The organism is Pedobacter sp. JCM 36344 (assembly GCF_046546555.1).
Taxonomy (GTDB): Bacteria; Bacteroidota; Bacteroidia; order Sphingobacteriales; family Sphingobacteriaceae; genus Pedobacter.
Map to the genome: position 1 here is coordinate 62,304 of NZ_JBKHKK010000009.1, position 25,049 is coordinate 87,352.

The window sequence follows — 25,049 nt, forward strand, 5'->3', positions numbered from 1 at the left end:
TTGGTAAGCAAAAGTAAATAAATTCTAGTTACAATAAAAAGCCCCGTTTTTCAAACGGGGCTTTAATATTTTATTATGGGTTATGTTAACAGCTCTTGCAGATCACGATCTGCAGTTGGTATCTTTTTTAGGAAATCGTCAAATCCAGGACTTTCCTGTGAACTGTACATGCCGTAAGCGTCTAGAATATAGCCTATCTGATGATCCTTATCTTCCAGAATATAAAGCACTGAATTGTCTGCTGGATCTGAATCCCCTTCAAAACGGTATGTTTTGATAATTGTAAGGTCTTCGGGCTTATATATTTTATTCAGTCCGGCTCCTTGCATCCTACCATGGTCGGTCATCTTAATTTCATTATCTAACCCTTTAAGCCTCAATTTTTCTAAAATTTGACTCAGCGTGTTCATTTCTACCGGACGTTCCATAAAAATTTGTTTTCCTTGATAACAGTTTCTAAGAGGAATGGTTTTAGACTACAAGCCGAATGCTTCTTTTACTTTGTCTACAAAGTCAAGTTTTTCCCAGGTAAAGAGCTCAACGGTAACTACTTTTTCTTCTCCATATGGCGTTCGGAAAGTTTTGGTTACAGTTTCCGGCTTACGACCCATGTGACCATATGCTGCGGTTTCGCTATATATTGGATTCCTTAGTTTCAAACGTTGTTCGATGAAATAAGGGCGCATATCAAATAGTTCCTCCACAATCTTGGCGATCTCACCATCTGTTTTTTGCACTTTACCAGTACCGTAGGTATTGATATAGATTCCCATTGGTTTTGCAACCCCGATAGCATAGCTTACTTGTACCAGAATTTCTTCTGCAACACCTGCTGCAACCAGGTTTTTAGCGATGTGACGAGTTGCATATGCCGCACTTCTGTCCACCTTGCTTGGATCTTTACCTGAGAATGCGCCACCACCGTGTGCACCTTTACCACCATAAGTATCTACAATGATTTTACGTCCAGTTAGGCCCGTATCACCGTGTGGTCCGCCAATGACGAATTTTCCTGTTGGATTGATGTGGTATTCAATTTGGTCATTGAACAAGTGCGCATATTGAGGATTTTTTGAAATAATTCTTGGGATAAGAATATCAACAAGATCTTTTTTAATCTTCGCCAGCATTGTTGCCTCTTCATCAAAGTCGTCATGTTGAGTAGAGATTACAATCGCATCGATCCTAACCGGTTTATTGTTGTCATTGTATTCTAGTGTCACTTGAGATTTTGCGTCAGGACGCAGGTAAGTGATAGCAGTGTTTTCACGCCTCAGTGCTGCCAGCTCTTGTAATAATTTATGAGAAAGATCCAATGCCAGCGGCATGAAGTCTTCGGTTTCATTAGTTGCATAACCGAACATCATTCCCTGGTCACCTGCTCCTTGTTCTTCCTTGCTTGTTCTATCTACTCCTTGATTGATATCTTGTGACTGTTCATGAATGGCAGAAAGGATTCCGCATGAGTTGGCTTCAAACATATATTCACTTTTCGTGTAGCCTATCTTTCTGATGACATCACGGGTGATTTGCTGAACGTCTAGGTAAGTTTTAGATTTTACCTCTCCGGCCAGGATCACTTGTCCTGTTGTAACCAGCGTTTCGCAGGCAACCTTTGACTCTGCGTCAAATGCTAGAAAGTTATCAATAAGTGCATCTGAGATTTGATCTGCAATTTTATCAGGGTGACCTTCAGAAACTGATTCGGATGTAAAAAGATATGACATTGTATATAATTTATTTTTGGATTAAACAATTATACAAATGTAACTGATCCTGAAAACAGGCAGTAAATTGAAGTGTATGTAATGTTAGCACTTTTTTTTACGTGGTTGCAATCCCGCTATCTATAAAAATAGCATCGCAAATCAGTCCACTTGACTCGGCTAAATTACTACATATATTTAAAATAGTCAAAAAATATCGATTATTTTGCGGGGCTATTAACCTGCAGCTTGTGTCCAGATCCAATATCTTATTTATCATAAACCCGATTTCAGGAGGAAAAAACAAAATAAAGCTTCCTTCGCTGATAGGCAAGTTATTAGATCCTTTGAAATTCATCCCCAGCTACAGTTTTACAGAATATGCGGGACACGCAGGGGAGCTTGCTGAAGAGGCTGCTAATAATAATTTTGACCTTATAGTAGCTGTTGGCGGAGACGGAACAATTAATGAGGTGGCTTCCAAAGCAAAGGAGTTTAACAAAGTTTTGGGGATAATTCCATTTGGATCGGGCAATGGTCTGGCACGCTTTTTAAATATTCCTCTCAAACCCGCTGAGGCGGTCCAAGTGATTAACGAACTCAATATTGTTAATATCGATACCGGATCATTTAATGGGAAAGGTTTTTTTAATATGGCGGGAATAGGGTTCGACGCACATATAAGCGCTGTTTTCGCGGAAGATAAATCAAGAGGTCTGACCGGTTATCTAAAGCTTGGACTTAAAGAAGTGTTGAGTTATAAAGCACAAACCTACGATCTGGTGATAGACGGCAAAGACTACACTTTTAAAGCTTTTTTAATTAGCATCGCTAATTCTTCGCAATATGGGAACAATGCCCACATTTCGCCGACAGCCTCTGTAATAGACGGTTTTTTGGATATATGTATTGTAAAGGAGTTTTCGATGATGAAGCTCCCTGTTTTAGCCTACGAGATGCTAACTGCGACAACAGACCGGTCGAAGTTTGTAGAGATCATTAAAGGTCGCGATGTAACTATCAGGCGCTCTGAAGAAGGAGCAATACATATAGATGGTGAACCATTGTTTATGGGTAGAGATATAAAAGTTTCCATAGTACCCCTATCTTTAAGCGTAATAATTCCCCGATAGTATAACATAATATGAAACCGAAAAAGAAAACTTTGAGTGACCTTGGGGGAATAATGTATTCGACAGACCCGTCATTTGTTATTCCGTCAGATTATAACGAACAGGATAATTCATTTGTAGCAAATAACCAGCAAGATCTACGCGTGATGCTTGATAAAAAAAATAGAGGAGGCAAAGCAGTAACTTTAATTACGGGTTTTAGGATGAATGAAGAAGCAGTAGAAAAACTTGGCAAGCAACTGAAAACGAAATGTGGCGTGGGAGGTTCAGCAAAAGATGGAGAAATATTGATTCAAGGAGATTTTCGGGACAAGATTGTAGATATGCTTCTAAAGGAGGGCTTTAAGGTGAAGAAGGCGGGTGGATAGCGCAAAGAATATTTGGGATAGCTGTTCCTTATAGTTGCTAAAATGGTGAGGAATGCATTTTTTTTAACGTAAAATTTGCATTTTAGTTTTTTTTTAGTTTTAATTGTGAAAGATTGTCTCAGCAAAGAGGCAATCTTTTTTTAATTATAAAGTATTACGAACAGGGGAAAACGTCGAAAGAAACGGATTGGATACATAACGATTATTTAATTTGGAATTAAAATCAAAGTTATAAATTTGTTATTGCAACAATTGTTTTTGATAGTCGTTGTGTGTATACGGAATAATAAATCTAAATTTAAAAAACAAAGTACTAAAAACTAAAAACTAAAAAAAAAATGGCAAACGCACCAAAACCGACAACAGTGAAAAAAGAAAGCTCTTCTTCGGCTTCAAATTTATTTGCAACGTTAACTATTCCAATTTGTATCATCATTGGAATTTGTATCTACAAGTTCATACTTGGACAACCAACTAATTTTATTGATGATAATGCAGAGAATTTACCTAAAGTAGGAAACTACGCAGGTATGGCTTACAAAGGTGGCTTTATCGTGCCAATTTTGATGGGTATGTTATTGATGGTATTCGTTTTCTCTGTAGAGCGTTTTATTGTTATTAGTAAAGCAACAGGAACAGGAAGTTTAGATGGTTTCGTTAAAAAAGTTCAGGCATTCTTAAATGCTAACAACATTGAAGCAGCAGTTGCTGAGTGCGACAAACAAAAAGGTTCAGTAGCGAATGTTATCAAATCTGGTTTGAAAAAATACCGTGAGATGGAGACTGAAAACAACATGGATACAGATCAAAAGTGTTTAGCGATCCAAAAGGATATTGAGGAGGCCACGACTCTTGAGATGCCAATGTTAGAGCAGAACTTGACTGTAATTGCAACATTAGTATCTGTAGGTACATTAACAGGTCTATTGGGTACGGTAACAGGTATGATCAAGGCGTTTGGTGGATTAGCGAACTCTGGAGCTCCAGATCAGGCTGCATTAGCAACTGGTATCTCTGAGGCCCTAATCAATACTGCAACAGGTATCTCGACTTCGACTTTCGCGATTATCATGTATAACATTCTTACTTCAAAAATTGATAAATTAACTTATGCAATTGATGAAGCTGGTTTTAGCATCATTCAAACTTATGCAAGTACGCATAAATAAGAAATAATGAATTTTTTTTACCGGCTTTATGGAAAACCGGAAGAATTAACATCATTAGTAAAAATATAAGTAATTTTTAAAAATTATGCCAAGAGCAAAGGTCCAAAGAAAGAGTACTGCGATAGATATGACCGCCATGTGCGACGTGTCTTTCTTATTACTTACGTTCTTTATATTAACAGCAACAGCGCGTCAGCCTGATCCTTTGGAGGTAACTATACCGACTTCGACTTATAAGTTTAAAGTTCCGGATGTGGACATTGCTATCTTATCCATTGGAAAAGGTAAGGTGTTCTACGAAGTAGTAGGAAAAGATGTGAAGATGGCTACCCTTGATAAAATGGGCGAGCGCTACAACATTAAGTTTACACCTGAACAAAGAGAAAGATTTGGAGTAATTGGTGCCTTTGGCGTTCCAATGGCTAACCTTCCAGGATTCATCGATATGTCTGGAGATGAGCGTTCAAAGTATCTTGATGCCAGCATCGGAATACCAACAGATTCGGTTAACAATCAGTTATCTGAATGGCTGCTACAGTCTCGTAACTCTGTTGCTGAACTGCATCAGACTCAAATGAGGGTAACTTTAAGGGGAGATGGTCAAGAGGAGTATTCTGTTGTTAAAAAGATAATAGCAATTCTTCAAAAGCAAAAAATTAATAAATTCAGTTTAATTACATCCACCGAGTAAGGCGGTGCCAGATAAAAAAATACTATGGCAGAATTAGATACCTCCAGCGGGGGGGGCAAAAAAGGCGGGAAAGTAAGAACCAAGAAAGCAAGTACTAAGGTAGATTTGACTGCCATGGTAGATTTAGCGTTCTTGTTAATTACTTTCTTTATGCTAACTACCTCCCTGTCTAAACCAATCGCGATGGACATCGCAAAGCCGGATCAAGAAGAAAATGAGGTAAGACTTGAATTGCGTGCTTCGGAAACAATGACTATTTTATTAGGTAAAAATAATAAAGTTGCCTGGTACATGGGAGAAGCGGGTAAATCCCAGCCAAATATCGAAGGATTTGGTGATATCAGACAGTCAATTCTTAAGAATAAGGATAACTTGATGAAGACCAGAAGAAGACAGCTTATTGTGATCATTAAGCCTACAGATGTTTCGAATTACAAGAACTTTGTTGACATTATGGACGAATTAAACATCACCGGCATCAAGACTGCTCCTGCAATCGACGATGTATATATTCTGGATAGTGAAAAGGATGCCATGAGAGCGGCCGGAATATTGTAAATTATAAATAATAAAAATTAAGCTATGTTTGGTTCTAAAATAGATTTATTAAAAAAGGAATGGCTTGATGTTGTATTTGCAGACAAGAATAAAACTTATGGAGCCTATGTACTCCGTCAGCAAAGTTCTTCAAATACAGCGAAATCATTGCTGATAGCTTCTACAGTATTTATACTGTTGTTTCTATCCCCAAAGATCGTATCCTTATTCAAAGGATCTGAGCCTGAGGAAATTGTTGAAAAACAGGTCGAGGTTGCAATTGCGACTCCACCACCTGTTAACCCGGAGACTCCGCCACCGCCACCAGTAGAGCCACCGCCACCGAAACAAGATCAGATTAAATTTCCTCCTCCAATTGTTAAGCCCGATAATTTGGTGCAAGAACAAGATCCACCTACAATTGAGGATTTGAAGAAAGCTGATCCTGGTCAGAAAACAATGGAAGGTGATCCTGATGCGGATATTGTTATTGCTACAGCAGCAGGTGATGGTCCGAAACAGGCCGCAGTGGTCGAAGATACAAGAGTTTACGATTTCGTGAGTCTTGAATCACAACCAATGTTCCCTGGAGGTATGGCGAAGTTCTATTCTTACCTTAAGAATACAGTGAAATACCCGCCAATGGCACAGGAGAATAATATCCAGGGTAAAGTATTCCTTTCGTTCGTTGTTGAGAAAGATGGTTCATTGACCGATATTAAAGTGGATAGAAAACTTGGTGGAGGTACTGACGAAGAAGCTGTGAGGGTTCTTAAAGCGAGTCCGAAATGGATACCTGGTATTCAAAATGGTAAAAAAGTGCGTGTTAAATATAACATTCCAATTAGTTTTACACTATCACAATAGTAATGTTTAACTTAAGATCATTTCAACAGAAATCGCCTCAACAGCGATTTCTGTTTATTTTAGGGCTTGTCATGTTTGCCTTTTACATGGTACTTGGCGTTGGATTGATAGTTTGGAAAGACTTTCCAGTCGACATTGAGCGTACCTATCGCATTTTACTTGGCGTACTGCTGATTGTATATGCAGCAATCAGGTTTAGTCGCATACTTAAGCAAAAGGAACAAGAATAATGAAGTACCTAACTTTAATTATTGCGCTTTTAACGTTTGCGTCGTGTAGAAATCCAGATAAGAAATCAGGAACCCTCGATCCTTCTATAGAAAGAAGGACCTCGGGTGACGTTAGAATATTTGTTGATGAATCTTTTTCGTCAGTAATCGCGGACCAGATCGCTATTTTTAAAAGTGATTATAAAAATGCGACCTTCAAAGTGACTCTTGGAAACGAGGCCAGCATCATACCTGCCTTTATAAACGACAGCGTCCGACTGGTTGTGCTGTCGAGAATGCTTACCCATAAAGAGGATACAGTTTTTAGAAGACGAGGCATTGCTCCCAAGACTTCAAGATTTGCCATCGATGGAATTGCTTTGATTACCAGCAACGATAATGTCGATTCTAACATAACCGTTTCGCAGGTTATTGACATCTTGAATGGAAAATCTACAAGTGGTAGCGCATTGGTGTTTGACAATGCGGGGTCGAGTACATTGCGTTATTTTATGACCTTAGCTGACATAAAAGAGTTACCATCCACTGGGGTGTACACCTTAACAAACAACAATGATGTGATCAAATATGTAGTTGATCATAAAAACTACATAGGCGTAGTTGGCGTAAATTGGTTGTTGGCTAACAATGGAGGGATGAGTGAATATATTGACAGGGTAAAGATGATGGGGGTAAAAAATATTAAAGGTAAACGAGGAGACGACCAATTTTATAAGCCTATCCAAACCAATCTCATTAATGGTGTTTACCCTTTCTTGAGGAATGTTTACATTATCAATTGCGAGGCAAAAGATGGATTGGGCACGGGTTTTGCGAACTGGGTAATGAGCCAGCGTGGACAGCTTATTGTATTAAAGTCGGGGTTGGGACCACATAAAATGATGCCTCGAGAATTTAACTTGAAGAATCCAAACTAAATTATATATTTGGAGAACTAAGAAAACAGTTACACTGAGATGATATTGATTTTATCAATTTAGATTAACTTGAGAGAATATAGAACCATGAAGTCGACGCCGACTTCGTTACTTAATTAAAATTAAAAAAGAGAACCAATGAAAATGACAAAGAAAGCAATAGCCTTAAGTTTAGGTTTAGTAGTGATGGGTTCTGCCACTTTTGCTCAAAGTTTAGATGATGCAAAAAAGGCTATAGATGCAGAACAGTATCAGAAAGCCACATCGATGCTTAAAGCATTGGTAAAATCGGCCGCCAAGCCGGAGAATTTTTATAGCCTTGGAAACGTGTATTTACAGAGAGAATATTTAGATTCAGCTCGGGCTGCGTTTACTCAAGGAGTAACTGCTGATGCTAAGTATCCATTAAACTATGTGGGTCTAGGCCATGTCGATCTCATTTCGAATAATGCGGCCTCGGCTAAAACCAATTTCGATAAAGCGATTGAAGTAGCTTCTAAAAAGGATTATACCCCATACTTGTATATTGGAAAATCTTACCTTGCCTTAGATAAACCTGATTTCGCTGCTGCGTTGCCGAATCTTCAAAAAGCAGATGAATTGGAAACTAAAGATAAAGACCCGGAAATCTTTCTTGCTTTAGGTGATTACTTCGCATTGCAAAGCAAAAACTCAGATGCACTTCAAAACTATATGCGCGCATTGAGTATCAATCAGACTTTACAACGTGCAACTGTACAGATTGGTAGAATGTATAAAGAATCAAGATCTTTTGTGGAGGCTGAGACAGAGTTAAAAAATGTAATTGCAACAGACGTGAATTATGGTCCTGCTTACAGAGAGCTAGCTGAGCTTTATATGCAATGGGCGAACCAAGAGCCACAAAATTTTGCCGCGAAGGCTGCAGATGCGGTAGCGAATTACAAGAAATATTTGGAGCTTACTGATAAGTCTTCTGAATCAAGACTACGTTATGCTCAATTCTTATTTTATGCTAAAGACTTCCAAACTTTAGAAAAAGAAACTAGTGAGTTAGCGGCTATGAATATGGAGGGTAGCAGTAAATTAATTATTGCAAGGTTGAGAGGATACTCTGCCTATGAAAATAAAAATTATCCGCAAAGCTTACAGTATATGAATGAATTTTTTGCCTCAGTGAAAGATACTTCAAGAATTATCTCGGATGATTACCTGTACTTAGGTAAGGCTCAGATGCAAGCAAAGAATGATAGTTTGGCGTTAAAAAATATCATGAAAGCGGTAACGATGGACTCTACAAAAGTGGAAGCGTTAGCTGATGTTGCTCAGTCGTTTTATGATGCTAAAAATTATCGTAAAGCTGCCTCAACCTATGAAATAGTCAATCGTTTAAATCCAAAAGGCAAAGGTTCTGGATATAATCTTTTCAACGAGGGTAGGGCGGGGTATTTCTATTATGGAGAAGGTTATAGTGCCAAAACTAATCCTTCAAAGACCATTCTTGTGAAAGCAGATTCTGCCTTTGCAAGATTATCAAGGTCGTCGCCAGGAACAATAGAGACTTACTTATGGAGAGCTCGTGTAAATAATTTTTTAGATGATGGCACGGATCAGACAGGTGCCAAACTACCTTATTATCAGCAATTTTTGGATTCTGCGGAGGCAAGAGTTCAGAAGAAATTCGATCCAGCTCCCTCTCCGAAAATGATGATAGAGGCTTACAACAATATTGCTGGATTCGCTTCTTACAAGGACGATAAAGAAAAAGCTAAATTATATTGGGATAAGACTTTAGCAATTGAGCCGACCAACTCTACGGCATTGGAAGGGATTAAGTCTTTAACAGCTCCAGCGCCTAAGGCAAAAGCTCCTGTTAAGAAAAAATAGAGGATTTATATAATAAAAGAAGAGGCAGGGTTGTTATCCTGCCTTTTTCTTTTATTTTTGTCGTATATATAATCATATGGAAACTCAAAGCGGAGCGGTCGATTTCTTGCCAATTATTTTTCAGATAGTTGTTGCGTTGGGATTCGTCGTAGTTACTCTGATAGCTACTCATTTTTTAGGGCCTAAACGTAAAACTGCAGATAAATTATCAACATTCGAGGCGGGAATTAAGGTGGTGGGTAATGCGCGTCAACCCTTTTCAATAAAATACTTCCTAGTCGCTATTCTGTTTGTATTGTTTGACGTTGAAGTGATCTTTATGTATCCTTGGGCGGTCAATTTTAGGGACCTTGGAATGAATGGAATGGTTGAGATGTTTATCTTCATGGGAACGCTACTATTAGGCTTTATATACGTCATTAAGAAAAAGGCACTCGACTGGGATTAATTTATTTAGATCGTTTCTAAATGATTGAAGCCTAATTCATTTGCCTTTAAAAATTGTAAATTTGTGGTTCATTCTGTACAGGATGAGCCTTTTTTGTTTTATATCATGAGTAATATCAACATAGTAGACGCGCCTCCGGGTATTGAAGGATCTGGTTTTTTCGCAACCTCAATGGACAAGGTTATTGGGTTGGCACGCTCACACTCTTTATGGCCTTTGCCTTTTGCGACCTCTTGTTGTGGGATAGAATTCATGGCAACCATGGGTTCTCATTATGACTTTGGTCGATTCGGATCAGAGCGACTGAGCTTCTCGCCGCGTCAGGCAGATCTTTTGATGGTGATGGGAACTATTGCCAAAAAAATGAGCCCAGTATTGAAACAAGTATATCTCCAGATGGCTGAGCCCCGTTGGGTCATGGCTGTAGGGGCATGTGCTTCAAGTGGAGGTATATTTGATACTTACTCTGTATTGCAGGGTATTGATGAAATTATCCCAGTTGATGTATATGTTCCGGGTTGTCCGCCAAGACCAGAAGCTATACTGGATGGCTTCGGGAAAATTCAGGAGCTGGTGCGAAATGAGTCTGGCAGAAGAAGGAATTCTGATCAGTACAAAGAAATGTTGGCTTCATACGGTATAGAATAATGGCTGAAAGTATCAATCATGAACTAATCCAGTCGTTGACTGAAAGATTTGGCGAAAAAATAATTGGAGTTAATGAGCCTTATGGTCTGTTGACTTTTGAGACTCAGAAGGATATCATCATTAGTGTTCTGGAGTTTTTAAAGACCAATACGGTCGCTGATTTCAATTTTTTGACCGATATCACCGCAGTTCACTATCCTGAAAAAAAGCATGGTATTGCAGTAGTTTATCATCTGCACAGCATGGTAAAAAAGGTCCGTATTAGGGTTAAGGTTTTTATAGATGAGCACAACCCTACAATACCTACGCTGACAGGATTATGGAACGCTGCTAACTGGATGGAACGCGAAACTTATGACCTATTTGGGGTTAAGTTTGAAGGTCACCCCGATCTAAGAAGGATCTTGAACATGGATGAGCTTGGCGTCCACCCGATGTTGAAGCAATATCCACTTGAAGATCCGAATAGAGTAGATAAAAAAGATGAATACTTTGGTAGATAAGAACATATGAATCACAGTCAGCCAGTATATACAGATAATGATCCGCAGAACGAATTGGTGACTCTTAATCTAGGGCCAACTCACCCTGCAACGCACGGAGTTTTCCAAAATGTATTGCAGCTAGATGGAGAGCGCATCGTAAGTGGTGTCTCCACTATTGGTTATATTCATCGTGCGTTTGAAAAAATCGCTGAACACAGACCATTCTATCAGATCACTCCATTGACAGATCGTCTAAACTATTGTTCGTCACCCATCAACAATATGGGCTGGCACATGACTGTTGAGAAGCTGTTAAATATCAAAATGCCTAAACGTGTTGATTACCTTCGCGTGATCATTATGGAATTGGCCCGTATTTCAGATCACATCATTTGCAATACCATTATCGCTCAAGATACAGGAGCAACAACAACTTTTTTGTATCTCTTCCAATTTAGAGAGCATATTTATGAAATTTATGAAGAGATATGCGGTGCAAGGCTTACCACAAACATTGGTCGTATTGGTGGCTTTGAGAGAGATTTTAATGATATTGCCTTTACCAAGATCAATAAGTTTCTGAAAGAGTTTCCTATTGCCCTTAGAGAATTTGAAAGCTTATTAGATCGCAACCGTATTTTCATCGATCGTACTGCTAAAGTTGCTGAAGTATCTGCAGAGCAGGCCTTAGACTATGGATGGACTGGGCCTTTACTCCGATCTGCCGGTGTCGATTATGATGTGCGCATAAGTGACCCATATTCTTCTTATGAAGACTTCGATTTTGAAGTTCCTGTAGGAACAAGTGGTGATATTTACGACCGTTACCTAGTTAGGAATGAAGAGATGTGGCAAAGCTTAAGGCTTATCGATCAGGCTTTAGAGAAGATCAAACTAGAGCCAGCAGGTATTTTTCACGCAGATGTGCCAGAATTTTATTTGCCGGCAAAAGAAGAAGTCTACAACAATATGGAAGCTTTGATTTATCACTTCAAAATAGTTATGGGTGAGATTGATGCTCCCAAAGCTGAGGTTTATCATTCTGTAGAGGGTGGTAACGGTGAGCTTGGATTTTATTTAATCAATGACGGAGGTAGAACACCGTACCGCCTTCATTTTAGAAGACCTAGTTTTATAAATTATCAAATGTTTGCTCCTATGAGTAAGGGTATGCTTTTATCAGATGCAATTATCAACATGAGTAGCATGAATGTTATCGCAGGAGAATTAGATGCTTAAAGTAGAAGAACAACAACCTGTACAGTTCTCGCCGGCTTTGATTGAAAAGTTTGGAGAGATTGTTAAGAGATATCCCGAGGGAAAGCATAAGTCTGCATTATTGCCAATTTTGCATGAAACTCAGGCAGAATTAGGTTGGCTAAGTTCTGAAGCGATGGATAAAGTTGCTGCTTATCTAAATATCCAGGATATTGAAGTTTATGAAGTTGCATCTTTTTACAGTATGTACTTTTTAAAGCCGCAAGGAAAGTTTGTCATGGAAGTATGCAGAACCGGACCTTGTTGTTTGGTTGGCGCTGAGAAAATCATGGATCACCTTGAGAATAAACTTGGTGTGAAAGAGGGTGAAGTAACTGCCGATGGCTTATTTAGTTGGAGGGGCGTTGAATGCCTGGCCGCCTGCGGCTATGCTCCTGTATTGCAAATTGGTCCGGAATACACTTTTTACGAAAACTTGACTGAACAAAAGGTAGACGATTTGATTAACGATTTACGTAATAAATAATGGGACGAAAGCTGTTATTAGAACATATTAATGTGCCAGGAATCAACACTTTGGATGTTTATCGCCAAAATGGAGGTTACCGTGCAGTAGAGAAAGCCTTAAAAACCCTAACACCAGATGAGGTTGTAGAAGAGGTAAAAAAGTCTGGCTTGAGAGGGAGAGGTGGTGCAGGTTTTCCTACCGGAATGAAGTGGAGCTTTTTGGCTAAGCCAGAAGGTGTAGCTCGATATATGGTATGCAATGCGGACGAATCAGAGCCTGGTACTTTTAAAGATCGGTATTTAATGACGCATATTCCTCATGCTTTAATTGAAGGAATGATTGTATCTAGCTTCGCGCTTGGAGCAAATACATCTTACATCTATGTTAGAGGTGAAATGATGCCTCAGATTCGCATTCTTGAAAAGGCAATCGCTGAAGCAAAAAATGCAGGATTTCTAGGTAAAAATATTTTAGGCACAGGCTACGATTTAGAGTTGTATGTTCAACCCGGTGGTGGTGCATATATTTGTGGTGAAGAAACCGCGTTGTTGGAATCTCTAGAAGGCAAAAGGGGTAACCCTCGTATTAAACCACCTTTTCCCGCAATAGCAGGATTGTACGGGTGTCCAACTGTAGTAAACAATGTTGAGTCTATTGCCGCTGTTGTTCCAATTATCAATGATGGTGGAGAAGAATATGCGAAAATTGGAATTGGTAGAAGTACGGGAACAAAGTTGATATCGGCATCGGGCAATTTAGTAAGGCCAGGTGTCTACGAGATTGAATTGGGCCTACCGGTCGAAGAATTTATCTACTCTGATGAATGGTGCGGTGGTATTGCAAATGGGAAAAGACTTAAGGCAACTGTTGCTGGCGGTTCCTCTGTACCTGTTCTACCAGCAAATCTAACGTTAAAGCTTGCCAACGGGGAACCGCGTTTAATGAGTTATGAGTCATTGTCTGAAGGCGGTTTCGCTACGGGAACGATGCTTGGGTCTGGTGGTTTCATTGCTTTTGACGAAGATCAGTGTATCGTTCGAAACACTTGGAACTTTTCTCGCTTTTATCACCATGAAAGCTGTGGACAATGTTCTCCTTGCAGGGAAGGTACTGGTTGGATGGAGAAAGTTTTACATAGATTGGAATATGGTCTTGGTAAAATGAGCGACATCGATCTTTTGGTTAACGTTGCTAAAAATATTGAAGGTAACACAATTTGCCCATTGGGCGATGCTGCTGCCTGGCCGGTTGCAAGTGCTATAAAACACTTTAGAGATGAGTTTGAATGGCACGTAAATGAACCAGCAAAAGCGTTGAAAACAAATTATGGTTTGGCAAATTATGCCGAACCGATTGCTAAAGCAGAAGTTACGACAGGAAATTAACAGTCATGAGTGATAAAGTTAAGGTAACCATAGACGGGATAACAGTAGAAGTAGCTCCCGGTACAAGCATATTAAATGCCGCAAGGCAGATAGGTGGGGATATTGTACCGCCTGCTATGTGCTACTACAGTAAACTTGAGGGTAGTGGGGGGAAATGTCGTACCTGTATTGTTAAGGTAAGCAAGGGTTCTGAAAAAGATCCAAGACCTATGCCGAAGCTTGTTGCCTCTTGCCGTACCACGGTAATGGATGGTATGGAAGTTCAGAATATAACCTCACCGGAAGTTATTGAAGCAAGAAGTGGTGTGGTAGAGATGCTTTTAATTAACCATCCACTTGATTGCCCGGTATGTGACCAGGCAGGAGAGTGCGACCTCCAAAATCTGGGCTACGAGCACGGCTTGCAGAAAACACGCTATGAATTTGAGCGTCGTACTTTTGACCGTATAGATATTGGTGATAAAATCCAATTGCATATGAATAGGTGCATATTGTGTTATCGCTGCGTCTTTACAGCCGATCAGATCACTAATAAACGTGTGCATGGTATTTTAAACCGTGGCGATCATTCGGAAATCTCTACTTACATACAAGCTGCGGTAGATAACGACTTTTCTGGAAACGTAATAGATGTTTGTCCGGTTGGTGCATTAACTGATAAGACTTTTAGGTTTAGAAATAGAGTCTGGTTTACAAAACCTATTGATGCACACAGAGATTGTCCGACTTGTTCTGGTAAGGTAACGCTGTGGTACAAAGGAGATGACGTTTTGCGGGTGACTGCAAGAAAGGACATTTACGGAGAGGTTGAAGAGTTCATTTGTAACACTTGTCGTTTCGATAAAAAGAAAACTTCAGACTGGGTTATCGAACATCCAACACACATCAGTGACGCTTCAGTTATAGCATCAAATCATTACGAAACATTGAAACCGCTTCCTGTTATTCAAAATAACCCTCAACTACAACAGGCGAATAAAGTAGAACTAGAAAAAACAGCCAAATTCTAATGGATATAGCTTTTGTTATAGAAAAATTTATACTGGTCACCATCATTTTTGTAATCACCTTGGTGATTGCGATGTACTCAACCTATGCTGAGCGCAAAGTAGCTGCTTTTTTACAAGATAGGTTAGGTCCAGATAGAGCAGGGCCGTTTGGAATTTTACAACCACTCGCTGATGGACTTAAAATGTTCATGAAAGAGGAAATTATTCCAACAAACGCTAGTAAGTGGTTATTTATGGTTGGTCCGGGTCTTGCGATGCTTACCGCATGTATTGGAACCGCGGTAATTCCCTGGGGAAGCCCGATCGTTGTTAATGACAGAATAGTTCCATTACAGGTTACCGATATAAACGTTGGTATTTTGTATATTTTTGGTGTTGTATCATTGGGTGTTTATGGTGTTATGATAGGGGGATGGGCTTCAAATAATAAATATTCTTTATTGAGTGCGATTCGTGCTGCTTCTCAAAATATTAGCTATGAGATTGCAATGGGTCTTTCTATCATTGCTTTGTTGCTTGTGACCAATACTATGAGTTTGAAGGAAATTGTTGACCAACAACATGGCTGGCACTGGAATATATTTTATCAGCCATTGGGCTTTTTGATATTCATCATCTGTGCGTTCGCTGAAACTAACCGGGCTCCTTTTGATTTACCTGAATGTGAAACCGAGCTGATAGGTGGTTATCATACTGAGTACTCTTCAATGAAATTAGGTTTTTATTTGTTTGCGGAGTATATCAATATGTTTGTTTCCTCTGCAGTCATGGCCACGTTATACTTTGGTGGCTATAACTATCCGGGTATGGATTGGGTATTGATGCATACAGGTCCAGTAGTTGGTCCGCTGATTGGAACTGCAGTTTTCTTTACTAAAATATTTGCATTTATATTCTTCTTTATGTGGGTGAGATGGACTATACCTCGTTTCAGATATGATCAGTTGATGCATTTGGGTTGGAAAGGACTAATACCACTGGCCATAGCTAATATAATTATCACAGGTATTGTGATTGCCATAATTGAGAAATTTTAATCATCCGCATTGCGGTATAATAAGGAGGTTTAATGGAACCATTAACCAGTAAGAAAAAGATACTAGAGCAAAAGCCATTAACGTTTGCGGAGCGCATATATCTGCCTGCAATTGCCAAAGGTCTTTCTGTAACAATAAGCCACTTGTTTAAGAAAGAGGCTACGATTCGGTATCCTGAAGTTCAAAGAGAATTCTCTATTAACTTTAGAGGATTACATTCTTTAAAAAGAGATGAGCACGGCAAGGAGCGTTGCACCGCCTGCGGTCTATGTGCGTTATCATGTCCTGCAGAGGCTATAACTATGATTGCCGCGGAGCGCAAGCCTGAGGAAAAGGATTTATATAGGGAAGAAAAATATGCTGCTGTCTACGAGATCAATATGCTCCGATGTATTTTCTGCGGGCTGTGCGAGGAAGCATGTCCTAAGGAAGCGATCTATCTTGACGGACCAATTGTTCCCTCTGATTATCTGCGCAAGGACTTTATCTATGGTAAAGACAAATTGGTTGAACAACCACTAACTAACAAATAAATGGGCATTTCAGTATTTTATTTTGTAGCTACTTTAAGTGTGATCTTTTCACTGCTGGTTATTTTTGCAAAAAACCCAGTGCATAGCGTACTTTATTTAATTGTTACATTTTTCACTTTTACTGTTCATTATATCCTATTGAATGCACAGTTTTTAGCAGTAGTAAACTTCATTGTATACATGGGGGCAATTATGGTGCTTTTCTTATTTGTACTGATGTTGCTAAACCTAAATAAGGACAATGAGCCTCTTAAATCAAATATGGTCAAGATCGTTGGTGTTATTGCAGGGTGTTGCCTCGTAGTAACCCTTATTGGATCTTTGAAGGCTACGTCAATCTCTGATCCTGTTATTCTTAAGAACACTAATCTAGGCTTACTAAAGAATCTTGGTAAAGAGCTATTTGGTCCTTTCATGCTACCATTTGAGCTGTCTTCTATCTTATTGCTTACTGCGATGGTTGGAGCGGTATTGTTAACTAAAAAAGAAAAAGTATAGTGCAGAACATTACACAGGAATTGCAGGGCGTACCGCTCAACCATTATATATGGTTGAGTACCATCATTTTCACGATCGGTGTTGTAGGGGTTTTAACCCGTAGGAATGCGATAGTGATTTTTATGTCGGTTGAATTGATGTTGAATGCCGTAAACTTGTTGCTTACCGCATTCTCGGTACATAGCAACGATCCATCCGGACAAGTTTTTGTATTTTTCATCATGGCTTTGGCAGCTGCCGAGGTTGCAGTAGGGTTGAGTATAATTGTAATGGTTTATAGGAATACACAATCAACAGATATCAATGTTTTGAATCGCCTTAAGTGGTAATAAAGTATAAGTTATAAGATGATAATAGATTTAGTTTGGCTGGTTCCGTTGATTCCTCTACTTGGTTTTATAATCAATGGATTGGGAAGAAATACCTTTTCCAAGAGGTTGATCGGTGTTGTAGGAAGCGGCGTAATTTTAATTTCCTTGTTAATAAGCATAGGGATTTTCTTTGCTTTGGGCTCAAGTGTCGAGAAATCTCATGAGATTTTTCTTTTCGATTGGATTTCAGCTGGTAGTTTAAAAATACCGCTTTCGTTTCTGATAGATCCTCTAAGTTCGATAATGCTGTTGATTATTACTGGTATCGGATTTTTGATTCATATTTATTCTATTGGATACATGTATGATGACGCAGGTTTTGGTAAATTCTTCAGTTACCTGAATCTCTTTATTTTCTTCATGTTATTACTAGTTTTAGGTTCGAACTATATTGTGATGTTTATTGGTTGGGAAGGGGTAGGGTTATGCTCTTATCTGTTGATCGGCTTTTGGTATACCAACACTAGTTATGCGTCTGCAGCAAAAAAGGCTTTTGTAATTAACAGAATTGGGGACTTAGGATTTCTTTTAGCAGTATTTTTGATGTTTTCTACTTTTGGTAGCGTAGAGTTCTCGAAGATTTTTCCTCAGGCAGCGAATATGCTTCCTGGCGATGGATCAATTACCTTGATTGCATTATTCCTATTTATAGGTGCCTGTGGTAAATCTGCACAATTACCATTGTTTACTTGGTTGCCAGATGCAATGGCTGGGCCGACTCCGGTTTCTGCACTGATTCACGCCGCTACTATGGTGACAGCAGGTATCTACATGATCGCCCGTTCTAATGTGTTATTTGACCTCGCGCCAGTAGTGCAGCATATCATAGCGGTAGTTGGTTTAGCGACGGCACTTATTGGTGCTTTAATAGCGCTTACTCAAACAGATATCAAAAAGGTGTTAGCCTACTCTACTGTTTCTCAGCTGGGTTATATGTTTCTGGGATTAGGGGTTGGGGCTTACGACGGCGGTTTCTTTCATGTTATTACTCATGCATTTTTTAAAGCACTCTTATTTTTGGGCGCTGGTTCGGTTATTCATGCTTTGCATCATGAGCAGGATATGCGCCATATGGGTGGCCTGCGCAAGAAGTTGCCCGTTACATTTATCACGATGTTGATAGGTACACTGGCGATTGCAGGTTTACCGCCTTTTTCTGGTTTTTTCTCTAAAGATGAGATTTTGGCTCAGGTATACGAACACGATAAAATAATGTGGGTAATTGCGGTATTTACGGCCTTTCTGACTACCTTCTATATGTTTAGAATGTTGTTCTTAACCTTCTTCGGAACTTACAGAGGAACACATCATGCTGAAGAAAAAATCCATGAGTCACCTAAGTCTATGACCATTCCATTGATTGTTTTAGCGATACTGTCTGCTGTAGGTGGATTCATTGGCATTCCAGAAGTTTTAGGAGGTCATCACTGGTTGTCCCAATGGCTATCTCCTGTAATTATGCACCATCCAGAGGCTGGAGATCACGCTATTGAATTTATGTTAATGGGAATTACAATAGCTGGAGTGCTAATTTCTATTGGAATTGCCTACTCTAGATATGTAAAGCAGAATCATGTTCCTGTGCCTGATGAAGCAAGGAGATCGGTTTTAGCAAGTATCTCCTATCATAAGTTTTATCTTGATGAGATCTATGACGCGATAATCCGTAAGCCTTTAGATGCCCTATCTACTTTTTTTTATAAAATAGTAGATGTTAAGATTATCGACGGAATCGTGAATGGCTTTGGTCGGGGAACTTCTGAGGCTAGTAAGGGCCTTCGTTTACTACAATCGGGAAATGTTGGGTTCTATATTTTCATGATGGTGGTAGGAATCATCTCATTGTTATTGTATACTTATTTATCATTATAAAAGATCGTCCAAGAAAACATAATGGAACAACTTTTACTACTTTTAATATTTTTACCTCTAGTCGGAGCCATAGTAACGGCGTTTTCCGGGAAGGCAGCCAAGTATGTTGCACTTGTTTCGGCAATGGTCTCTCTGTCGTTGACATTTATTGTTATCGGTAATTTCAGTCCGGATGCGACTACACAATTTATTGTGAACTATCCATGGATTCAAGTCCTTGGAATCAGTTTCCATGCGGGTATAGACGGAATAAGTATTATAACTATATTGTTAACCAATGCATTGATTCCTTTGATTATAGTGGCCGCTTACAAACACGATTATAAAAATTCGCATGGTTTTTTTGCGTTGATTCTGTTTATGCAAAGTGGACTGCTTCTTGTTTTCACGGCTTTAGACGCATTTTTGTTTTATATCGGTTGGGAAGCCGCATTGATTCCAATCTACTTTATTTGTGCGATCTGGGGTGGTAAAGACAGGATCAAGGTAAATATGAAGTTTTTTGTGTACACCATCGCAGGATCTTTATTTATGCTAATTGGAATTATCTACCTTTTTCTTCAGAACCCCGCGCACAACTTTGACATTCAGGCTTTCTATAATTTGAATCTTGATCGTAGTCAGCAGGGTTGGATATTCTGGGCATTCTTTGTAGCATTTGCGATCAAGATGCCGATCTTTCCTTTCCACACTTGGCAGCCAAGTACTTATACTCAGGCCCCGGCTGCAGGAACGATGTTACTTTCTGGGATCATGTTGAAAATGGGAATTTACGGAGTGATTCGTTGGTTGCTGCCTATTGTTCCTATTGGGGTTCAAGAATGGGGACATTTCGCCATCATTCTGTCCGTGATCGGAATTATTTATGCTTCGATCATTGCTTTTATGCAGAAAGATGCAAAGAGGTTAGTTGCCTATTCATCAATTGCCCACGTTGGGTTGATTAGTGCTGGTATTTTCGCATTGAATACTCAAGGGATGCAAGGAGCAATGGTTCAAATGTTAAGTCATGGTATAAATGTCATCGGACTCTTTTTTGTGCTGGATATCATTTCAAGCAGGCTGAAAACCAATAGGATTTCTGATCTGGGCGGCATTGCCAAACAGGCGCCGAAACTTGCAATAGTATTTTTAATAATCATTTTGGGCACCGTAGCTTTACCGGGTACTAATGGCTTTATTGGTGAGTTCCTATTACTAATAGGTGTTTATCAATATAACCTTTGGTTCGCTGTATTTGCAGGACTCACAATCATTTTCGGAGCAGTTTATATGCTGAGAATGTATCAGAATGTAATGCTCGGTGAAACAAACAAACTCACTAGCGGATTTACAGACATCAAAGGCACGGAGCAAGTAGTTTTATATATTATATGTGCTTTAATCATCATAATTGGTGTATATCCAAAACCAGTTTTACATCTTTCAGAGGCAGCAGTACAACAATTAATAGATCAGGTTACACAAAAATTAACATCGGTAAATTAAGCAAATGAATATCATCATAACAATTGCTGTTACGGCTTTAGTAGTGCTTTACGCGGGCTTGTTCAAGGCGAAAAAAGCGTTATTGCCCCTTACTATAATTGGACTGCTTACTTCTTTGGCTTTTGTGTTTACGTCATGGAATACCAACATCACCTACTATGGAATGATGCAGATGGACAATTTTGCATTGGCCTTTGCTGGAATAACTATTGTAGGTACACTATTTATCTTTTTACTGACGCAAAATTACTTTGCAGCAAACAGTGATAATATCGCAGAATACTTCACACTGATCCTATTTTCTCTTGCAGGTATAGTCATCATGGTTTCTTATCAGAACATGTCGATGCTATTTATTGGTCTGGAGATTATGTCCGTTAGTCTATACATCCTTGCAGGTATTCGAAAAGGTGATTTTGCTAGTAATGAAGCTTCCTTAAAATACTTTCTTATGGGAGCATTTTCAACAGGATTTCTACTATTCGGAATTACTTTAGTTTATGGTGCTACTGGCACGTTTGATCTGATAAAGATTAATCAGTATTTGGTTGGACATTACAGAGACATGTCGCCACTGTTCTACCCGGGTGTAATCTTAATCTTGATTGGATTGTGTTTTAAAATCGGTGCAGCTCCTTTCCACTTCTGGACTCCTGATGTATACGAGGGGTCACCTACACTCATTACTTCATTTATGTCAACAGTAGTAAAAACCGCTGGTTTTGCCGCCTTTTTAAGATTATTTGCGGGGACGTTCGCGCCGCTTCATGATTTCTGGCTTCCACCACTGATCGTAATTGTGTGTCTAACACTATTTATTGGAAATGTTACCGCATTATTTCAGAAGAATTTCAAGAGAATGCTTGCTTACTCAAGTATTTCACATGTAGGGTACCTGCTTTTTTCTTTAGTAACGTTGTCAGCAAATTCGTCAAATAATGTGTTGGTTTATGCTGCTGCTTACACTTTCGCCAGCATAATTGCTTTTGCTGTGTTAATACTTGTTAAACAGAAAACAGGTAACGATCACTTCGACAGCTTCAACGGTTTAGCTAAACGCAATCCAATGACTTCCCTTGCTCTTGCTGTCGCGATGCTTTCCCTTGCCGGGATTCCACTAACTGCTGGTTTTATAGGTAAATATTTGATGTTCCTGAATGTAATGGGAGAGTATCAGATTTACCTAGTAGCTTTTGCGATTCTCAATGCCCTAGTTGGTTTTTATTATTACTTCAAAGTTATTGTGGCAATGTACTTCAAGGAAGGTAGTGAAATTGATCTCAATACACCTTTTCAGTACAAATTGGTGTTGATTTTGTCTGTAGTAATCACCGTGTTTTTAGGAGTTTATCCTTCAGTGATTTTAAATTTGATATAGTGACTACTATTCATAATTATTTGTAGTTTTACGAATAATCGAAATATGCAGGATTTCTGGACATCGTTACAACACTTTGTTGACCCCGAAAAATTACTTAAAGAGGGTGGTTTTTATGTTGTGATGTTTGTTATATTCGCGGAAACAGGACTTTTTTTTGGTTTCTTTTTACCAGGAGATTACCTGCTTTTCCTCGCCGGGATGTTTGTTGCAACGGGCAAACTTGACGTTAATATTTATGTGCTTATTCTGGGTTTGATCGTTTGCGCAGTGTCGGGTAATTTTACCGGATATTGGTTTGGGCGAAGGACTGGTCCCATGCTTTATGACAGGAAGGACTCTTTTTTTTTTAAAAGACGATATTTAAAAGCGGCAGAGGCATATTATAACAAACAGGGCGCATTCGCACTGATCATGGGTAGATTCGTGCCCATTGTTAGAACCTTTGCTCCAATATTTGCAGGCATCGTAAAGCTCGATTTTAAAAAATTTGCTTTATATAATATTTTGGGTGGCGTTTTATGGATTAGCTCCTTAACGTTGCTCGGTTATTTTCTTGGCAAGAGATTTGAAAGGGAGATTACCGATTATTTATTATACATAATTATAGGTTTTATTACTGTTACAACTATTCCACTAATCATAACCTTCGTTAAGAAGAAAGTTGTAAAGAGCAATGATGACGACACAATTAACAATGAACAGTAACAATGAGTAACTACGACACCCATCCTTGGCATAGCGTTTCTCCTGGAGAGAGCTTACCTGAAATCGTTAATGCGATTATCGAAATCCCTAAAGGCTCAAAAGCAAAATATGAAATAGACAAAGACTCGAACCTTATCAAACTTGACAGGGTTCTTTTTTCTTCAGTCATGTACCCAGCTAATTATGGCTTTATTCCACAAACTTATTGTGACGACAATGACCCGTTAGACATTCTTGTATTGTGCTCAGTGGATGTATACCCAATGACTATTATCGAAGCTAAGGTAATAGGCGTAATGCACATGGTTGACAATGGCGAGCAAGATGACAAAATCATCGCCGTAGCTAAAAACGACATGTCCGTGAATTACATTAATGATCTTGCTGATCTTCCTCCACACACGATGAAAGAGATCGTAAAATTTTTCCAGGATTATAAAGCTTTAGAAGAAAAGCAAGTCACTATTGAACATCTCCTAGGCGTGCCATATGCGCACAAGGTGATACAGGAAAGCATAGCGCTTTACGACCAAAAATTTAGAAAGTCACCTGAATGATTTCCCACTCGATTTGTATGTTCGTATTGACATCCGTTAATGGAGTCATACCAGCTTCAACTTTGGCCTTAGCAACGCCCGTAGAAGCCGACGGCGATTCTGTCGGATGGCGTCTAATTTTAGCATTATTCTTAGTGCTGCTGAACGGTTTTTTTGTTGCCGCTGAATTCGCAATCGTAAAAGTGCGTGCTTCGCAAATTGAGATTAAAGCTAAGTCCGGAAGCCGGGTTGGCAAGATGGCAAAGAGTATAGTTCATAATCTTGATGGTTATTTAGCCGCTACACAACTTGGTATCACACTTGCTTCCCTTGGTCTTGGTTGGGTGGGTGAGAATGTGATGCACACCATCTTTCTGAATATTTTTGTAGGTTTTCATTTAGCCGTAAGTGATGCTTTCATTCATTCTGCAGCTACTGTTGTTGCTTTCTCTATAATCACCATTATGCATATCGTATTTGGTGAGCTTGCTCCTAAATCTCTTGCGATACAAAGACCTGTAGCTACCACATTATTTATATCAGTTCCACTACAAATTTTTTATGTAGTATTTAAGCCTTTTATCTGGACATTGAATAGTCTCGCAGCCATTATACTAAAGCCTTTTGGCATTAACACTGCTGGTGGCCATGATTCATTACACAGCAATGAAGAATTGCAATACCTACTTGACCAAGGAAAGGAGAGTGGTGCTTTAGAATATAATGAGCACGAGCTTATCAAAAACGTTTTCGATTTCAACGAGCGTGTGGTAAAAAATATTATGGTTCCCAGAACCAAAATATCAGGAATTGAATTAAATACGTCGAAAGAAGAAGTGGTAGAAACGATCATTGGAGAAGGCTACTCGCGGATGCCGGTTTACGATGAGATCATTGATAAGATTATAGGTATTGTTCATGCGAAAGACGTATTGCCTCTGCTGGCAGGTAATAAAGAATGGGCATTGAGCGATATTATAAGAAAGCCCTATTTTGTGCCAGAGACTAAAAAGATCAATGACCTGCTGAGTGAACTTCAGCAAAAACGCATTCAGATTGCCATTGTCATCGATGAATTTGGTGGTACTGCAGGTATGGTTACATTGGAGGATATAGTTGAAGAGATCGTTGGAGAAATTCAAGATGAGTATGATGAGGAAAAACCTACGGTTGAGAAAATATCTGAAAGTGAATTCATCATTAACGCATATGCGACTGTGTATGATGTAAATGAGCATCTGCCTCACGACTTACCTGAAGACCTGGATTTTGATACTGTAGGTGGACTTGTTTCACATGCTTTCGGTAAGATTCCGGAGGTGGGAGATAGTGAAGAGTGTTACGGGTATCTATTTACAATACTTAAGAAGACAGAGCAGAATATTGAGACGATTAAGTTAGAACTGGTAATCACGAAAAGTGAGATGGTTGACAATCACTAA

28 protein-coding genes are annotated in these 25,049 nt (G+C 39.2%); 26 read left to right on the plus strand and 2 right to left on the minus strand.

From position 1 onward, the window contains the following. Window positions 1–80: 80 nt before the first annotated feature. Both ACHFIZ_RS10315 and metK read right to left on the minus strand, forming a co-directional pair. Window positions 81–428, minus strand: coding sequence for a hypothetical protein (locus ACHFIZ_RS10315; RefSeq protein ID WP_410885484.1), 348 nt, complete (start codon window positions 426–428; stop codon window positions 81–83). Between the two features lie 48 nt (window positions 429–476). Next, entirely contained in the window at window positions 477–1,727 is a 1,251-nt protein-coding gene (gene metK / locus ACHFIZ_RS10320; RefSeq protein ID WP_410885486.1) for a methionine adenosyltransferase, read from the minus strand. A 230-nt stretch (window positions 1,728–1,957) separates the two neighbouring features. On the opposite strand from metK, the gene ACHFIZ_RS10325 reads away from it, so the two are divergent. From ACHFIZ_RS10325 to ACHFIZ_RS10450, 26 genes are all read left to right on the plus strand, one after another. Further along, window positions 1,958–2,839 carry a diacylglycerol/lipid kinase family protein gene (locus ACHFIZ_RS10325; protein WP_410885488.1) on the plus strand — a complete coding sequence of 294 codons (882 nt, stop codon included), beginning with the start codon at window positions 1,958–1,960 and terminating at the stop codon, window positions 2,837–2,839. A gap of 11 nt (window positions 2,840–2,850) precedes the next feature. After that, window positions 2,851–3,207, plus strand: coding sequence for a translation initiation factor (locus ACHFIZ_RS10330; protein ID WP_410885490.1), 357 nt, complete (start codon window positions 2,851–2,853; stop codon window positions 3,205–3,207). A gap of 338 nt (window positions 3,208–3,545) precedes the next feature. Next, on the plus strand, window positions 3,546–4,376 hold the full coding sequence (locus ACHFIZ_RS10335) for a MotA/TolQ/ExbB proton channel family protein (RefSeq protein ID WP_410885492.1): 831 nt from the start codon (window positions 3,546–3,548) through the stop codon (window positions 4,374–4,376). Window positions 4,377–4,461: 85 nt separating this feature from the next. Further along, window positions 4,462–5,067 (plus strand): ExbD/TolR family protein, encoded by a 606-nt coding sequence (locus ACHFIZ_RS10340; RefSeq protein WP_410885494.1) that lies wholly within the window; start codon window positions 4,462–4,464, stop codon window positions 5,065–5,067. 24 nt (window positions 5,068–5,091) lie between these two features. Beyond that, on the plus strand, window positions 5,092–5,625 hold the full coding sequence (locus ACHFIZ_RS10345) for an ExbD/TolR family protein (RefSeq protein WP_410885496.1): 534 nt from the start codon (window positions 5,092–5,094) through the stop codon (window positions 5,623–5,625). Window positions 5,626–5,649: 24 nt separating this feature from the next. Continuing rightward, window positions 5,650–6,471: an energy transducer TonB gene (locus ACHFIZ_RS10350; RefSeq protein WP_410885498.1), complete on the plus strand. Its 822-nt coding sequence runs from the start codon at window positions 5,650–5,652 to the stop codon at window positions 6,469–6,471. A 2-nt stretch (window positions 6,472–6,473) separates the two neighbouring features. Next, complete coding sequence (locus ACHFIZ_RS10355; protein ID WP_410885500.1) at window positions 6,474–6,701, plus strand: hypothetical protein; 228 nt, start codon at window positions 6,474–6,476, stop codon at window positions 6,699–6,701. After that, window positions 6,701–7,618, plus strand: coding sequence for a PstS family phosphate ABC transporter substrate-binding protein (locus tag ACHFIZ_RS10360; RefSeq protein ID WP_410885502.1), 918 nt, complete (start codon window positions 6,701–6,703; stop codon window positions 7,616–7,618). The genes ACHFIZ_RS10355 and ACHFIZ_RS10360 overlap by 1 nt, the downstream gene beginning before the upstream one ends. Window positions 7,619–7,756: 138 nt before the next feature. After that, entirely contained in the window at window positions 7,757–9,484 is a 1,728-nt protein-coding gene (locus tag ACHFIZ_RS10365; protein WP_410885504.1) for a tetratricopeptide repeat protein, read from the plus strand. A gap of 76 nt (window positions 9,485–9,560) precedes the next feature. Then, window positions 9,561–9,932 carry an NADH-quinone oxidoreductase subunit A gene (locus tag ACHFIZ_RS10370; RefSeq protein ID WP_410885506.1) on the plus strand — a complete coding sequence of 124 codons (372 nt, stop codon included), beginning with the start codon at window positions 9,561–9,563 and terminating at the stop codon, window positions 9,930–9,932. Between the two features lie 105 nt (window positions 9,933–10,037). After that, window positions 10,038–10,580: an NADH-quinone oxidoreductase subunit B gene (locus ACHFIZ_RS10375; RefSeq protein ID WP_410885508.1), complete on the plus strand. Its 543-nt coding sequence runs from the start codon at window positions 10,038–10,040 to the stop codon at window positions 10,578–10,580. Continuing rightward, entirely contained in the window at window positions 10,580–11,083 is a 504-nt protein-coding gene (locus ACHFIZ_RS10380) for an NADH-quinone oxidoreductase subunit C (RefSeq protein ID WP_410885510.1), read from the plus strand. The genes ACHFIZ_RS10375 and ACHFIZ_RS10380 overlap by 1 nt, the downstream gene beginning before the upstream one ends. Window positions 11,084–11,089: 6 nt before the next feature. After that, entirely contained in the window at window positions 11,090–12,304 is a 1,215-nt protein-coding gene (locus tag ACHFIZ_RS10385; RefSeq protein WP_410885512.1) for an NADH-quinone oxidoreductase subunit D, read from the plus strand. Then, a complete protein-coding gene (gene nuoE / locus ACHFIZ_RS10390; RefSeq protein WP_410885514.1) occupies window positions 12,297–12,809 on the plus strand; it encodes an NADH-quinone oxidoreductase subunit NuoE in 513 nt (170 codons plus the stop codon). The genes ACHFIZ_RS10385 and nuoE overlap by 8 nt, the downstream gene beginning before the upstream one ends. After that, complete coding sequence (gene nuoF, locus ACHFIZ_RS10395; RefSeq protein WP_410885516.1) at window positions 12,809–14,176, plus strand: NADH-quinone oxidoreductase subunit NuoF; 1,368 nt, start codon at window positions 12,809–12,811, stop codon at window positions 14,174–14,176. Before nuoE ends, nuoF begins: the two co-directional genes overlap by 1 nt. A gap of 5 nt (window positions 14,177–14,181) precedes the next feature. Further along, on the plus strand, window positions 14,182–15,186 hold the full coding sequence (locus ACHFIZ_RS10400; protein ID WP_410885518.1) for a 2Fe-2S iron-sulfur cluster-binding protein: 1,005 nt from the start codon (window positions 14,182–14,184) through the stop codon (window positions 15,184–15,186). Further along, window positions 15,186–16,223: an NADH-quinone oxidoreductase subunit NuoH gene (nuoH, locus tag ACHFIZ_RS10405; RefSeq protein ID WP_410885520.1), complete on the plus strand. Its 1,038-nt coding sequence runs from the start codon at window positions 15,186–15,188 to the stop codon at window positions 16,221–16,223. Before ACHFIZ_RS10400 ends, nuoH begins: the two co-directional genes overlap by 1 nt. Window positions 16,224–16,255: 32 nt before the next feature. Continuing rightward, entirely contained in the window at window positions 16,256–16,756 is a 501-nt protein-coding gene (locus tag ACHFIZ_RS10410; RefSeq protein ID WP_410885522.1) for a NuoI/complex I 23 kDa subunit family protein, read from the plus strand. Continuing rightward, window positions 16,757–17,254, plus strand: coding sequence for an NADH-quinone oxidoreductase subunit J (locus ACHFIZ_RS10415; protein ID WP_410885524.1), 498 nt, complete (start codon window positions 16,757–16,759; stop codon window positions 17,252–17,254). Further along, the gene (nuoK, locus tag ACHFIZ_RS10420; RefSeq protein WP_410885526.1) at window positions 17,254–17,583 is read left to right on the plus strand and encodes an NADH-quinone oxidoreductase subunit NuoK; all 330 of its coding nucleotides are present in this window, start codon (window positions 17,254–17,256) and stop codon (window positions 17,581–17,583) included. Before ACHFIZ_RS10415 ends, nuoK begins: the two co-directional genes overlap by 1 nt. Window positions 17,584–17,604: 21 nt before the next feature. Further along, window positions 17,605–19,497, plus strand: coding sequence for an NADH-quinone oxidoreductase subunit L (gene nuoL / locus ACHFIZ_RS10425; RefSeq protein WP_410885742.1), 1,893 nt, complete (start codon window positions 17,605–17,607; stop codon window positions 19,495–19,497). A gap of 21 nt (window positions 19,498–19,518) precedes the next feature. Continuing rightward, on the plus strand, window positions 19,519–20,985 hold the full coding sequence (locus tag ACHFIZ_RS10430) for a complex I subunit 4 family protein (RefSeq protein WP_410885528.1): 1,467 nt from the start codon (window positions 19,519–19,521) through the stop codon (window positions 20,983–20,985). Window positions 20,986–20,989: 4 nt separating this feature from the next. Continuing rightward, window positions 20,990–22,363, plus strand: a complete 1,374-nt coding sequence (locus tag ACHFIZ_RS10435) for an NADH-quinone oxidoreductase subunit N (RefSeq protein WP_410885530.1) — start codon at window positions 20,990–20,992, stop codon at window positions 22,361–22,363. Window positions 22,364–22,408: 45 nt separating this feature from the next. Beyond that, window positions 22,409–23,071, plus strand: coding sequence for a DedA family protein (locus tag ACHFIZ_RS10440; RefSeq protein ID WP_410885532.1), 663 nt, complete (start codon window positions 22,409–22,411; stop codon window positions 23,069–23,071). A gap of 2 nt (window positions 23,072–23,073) precedes the next feature. Further along, a complete protein-coding gene (locus ACHFIZ_RS10445; RefSeq protein WP_410885534.1) occupies window positions 23,074–23,628 on the plus strand; it encodes an inorganic diphosphatase in 555 nt (184 codons plus the stop codon). 17 nt (window positions 23,629–23,645) lie between these two features. Further along, window positions 23,646–25,049, plus strand: coding sequence for a hemolysin family protein (locus tag ACHFIZ_RS10450; protein WP_410885536.1), 1,404 nt, complete (start codon window positions 23,646–23,648; stop codon window positions 25,047–25,049).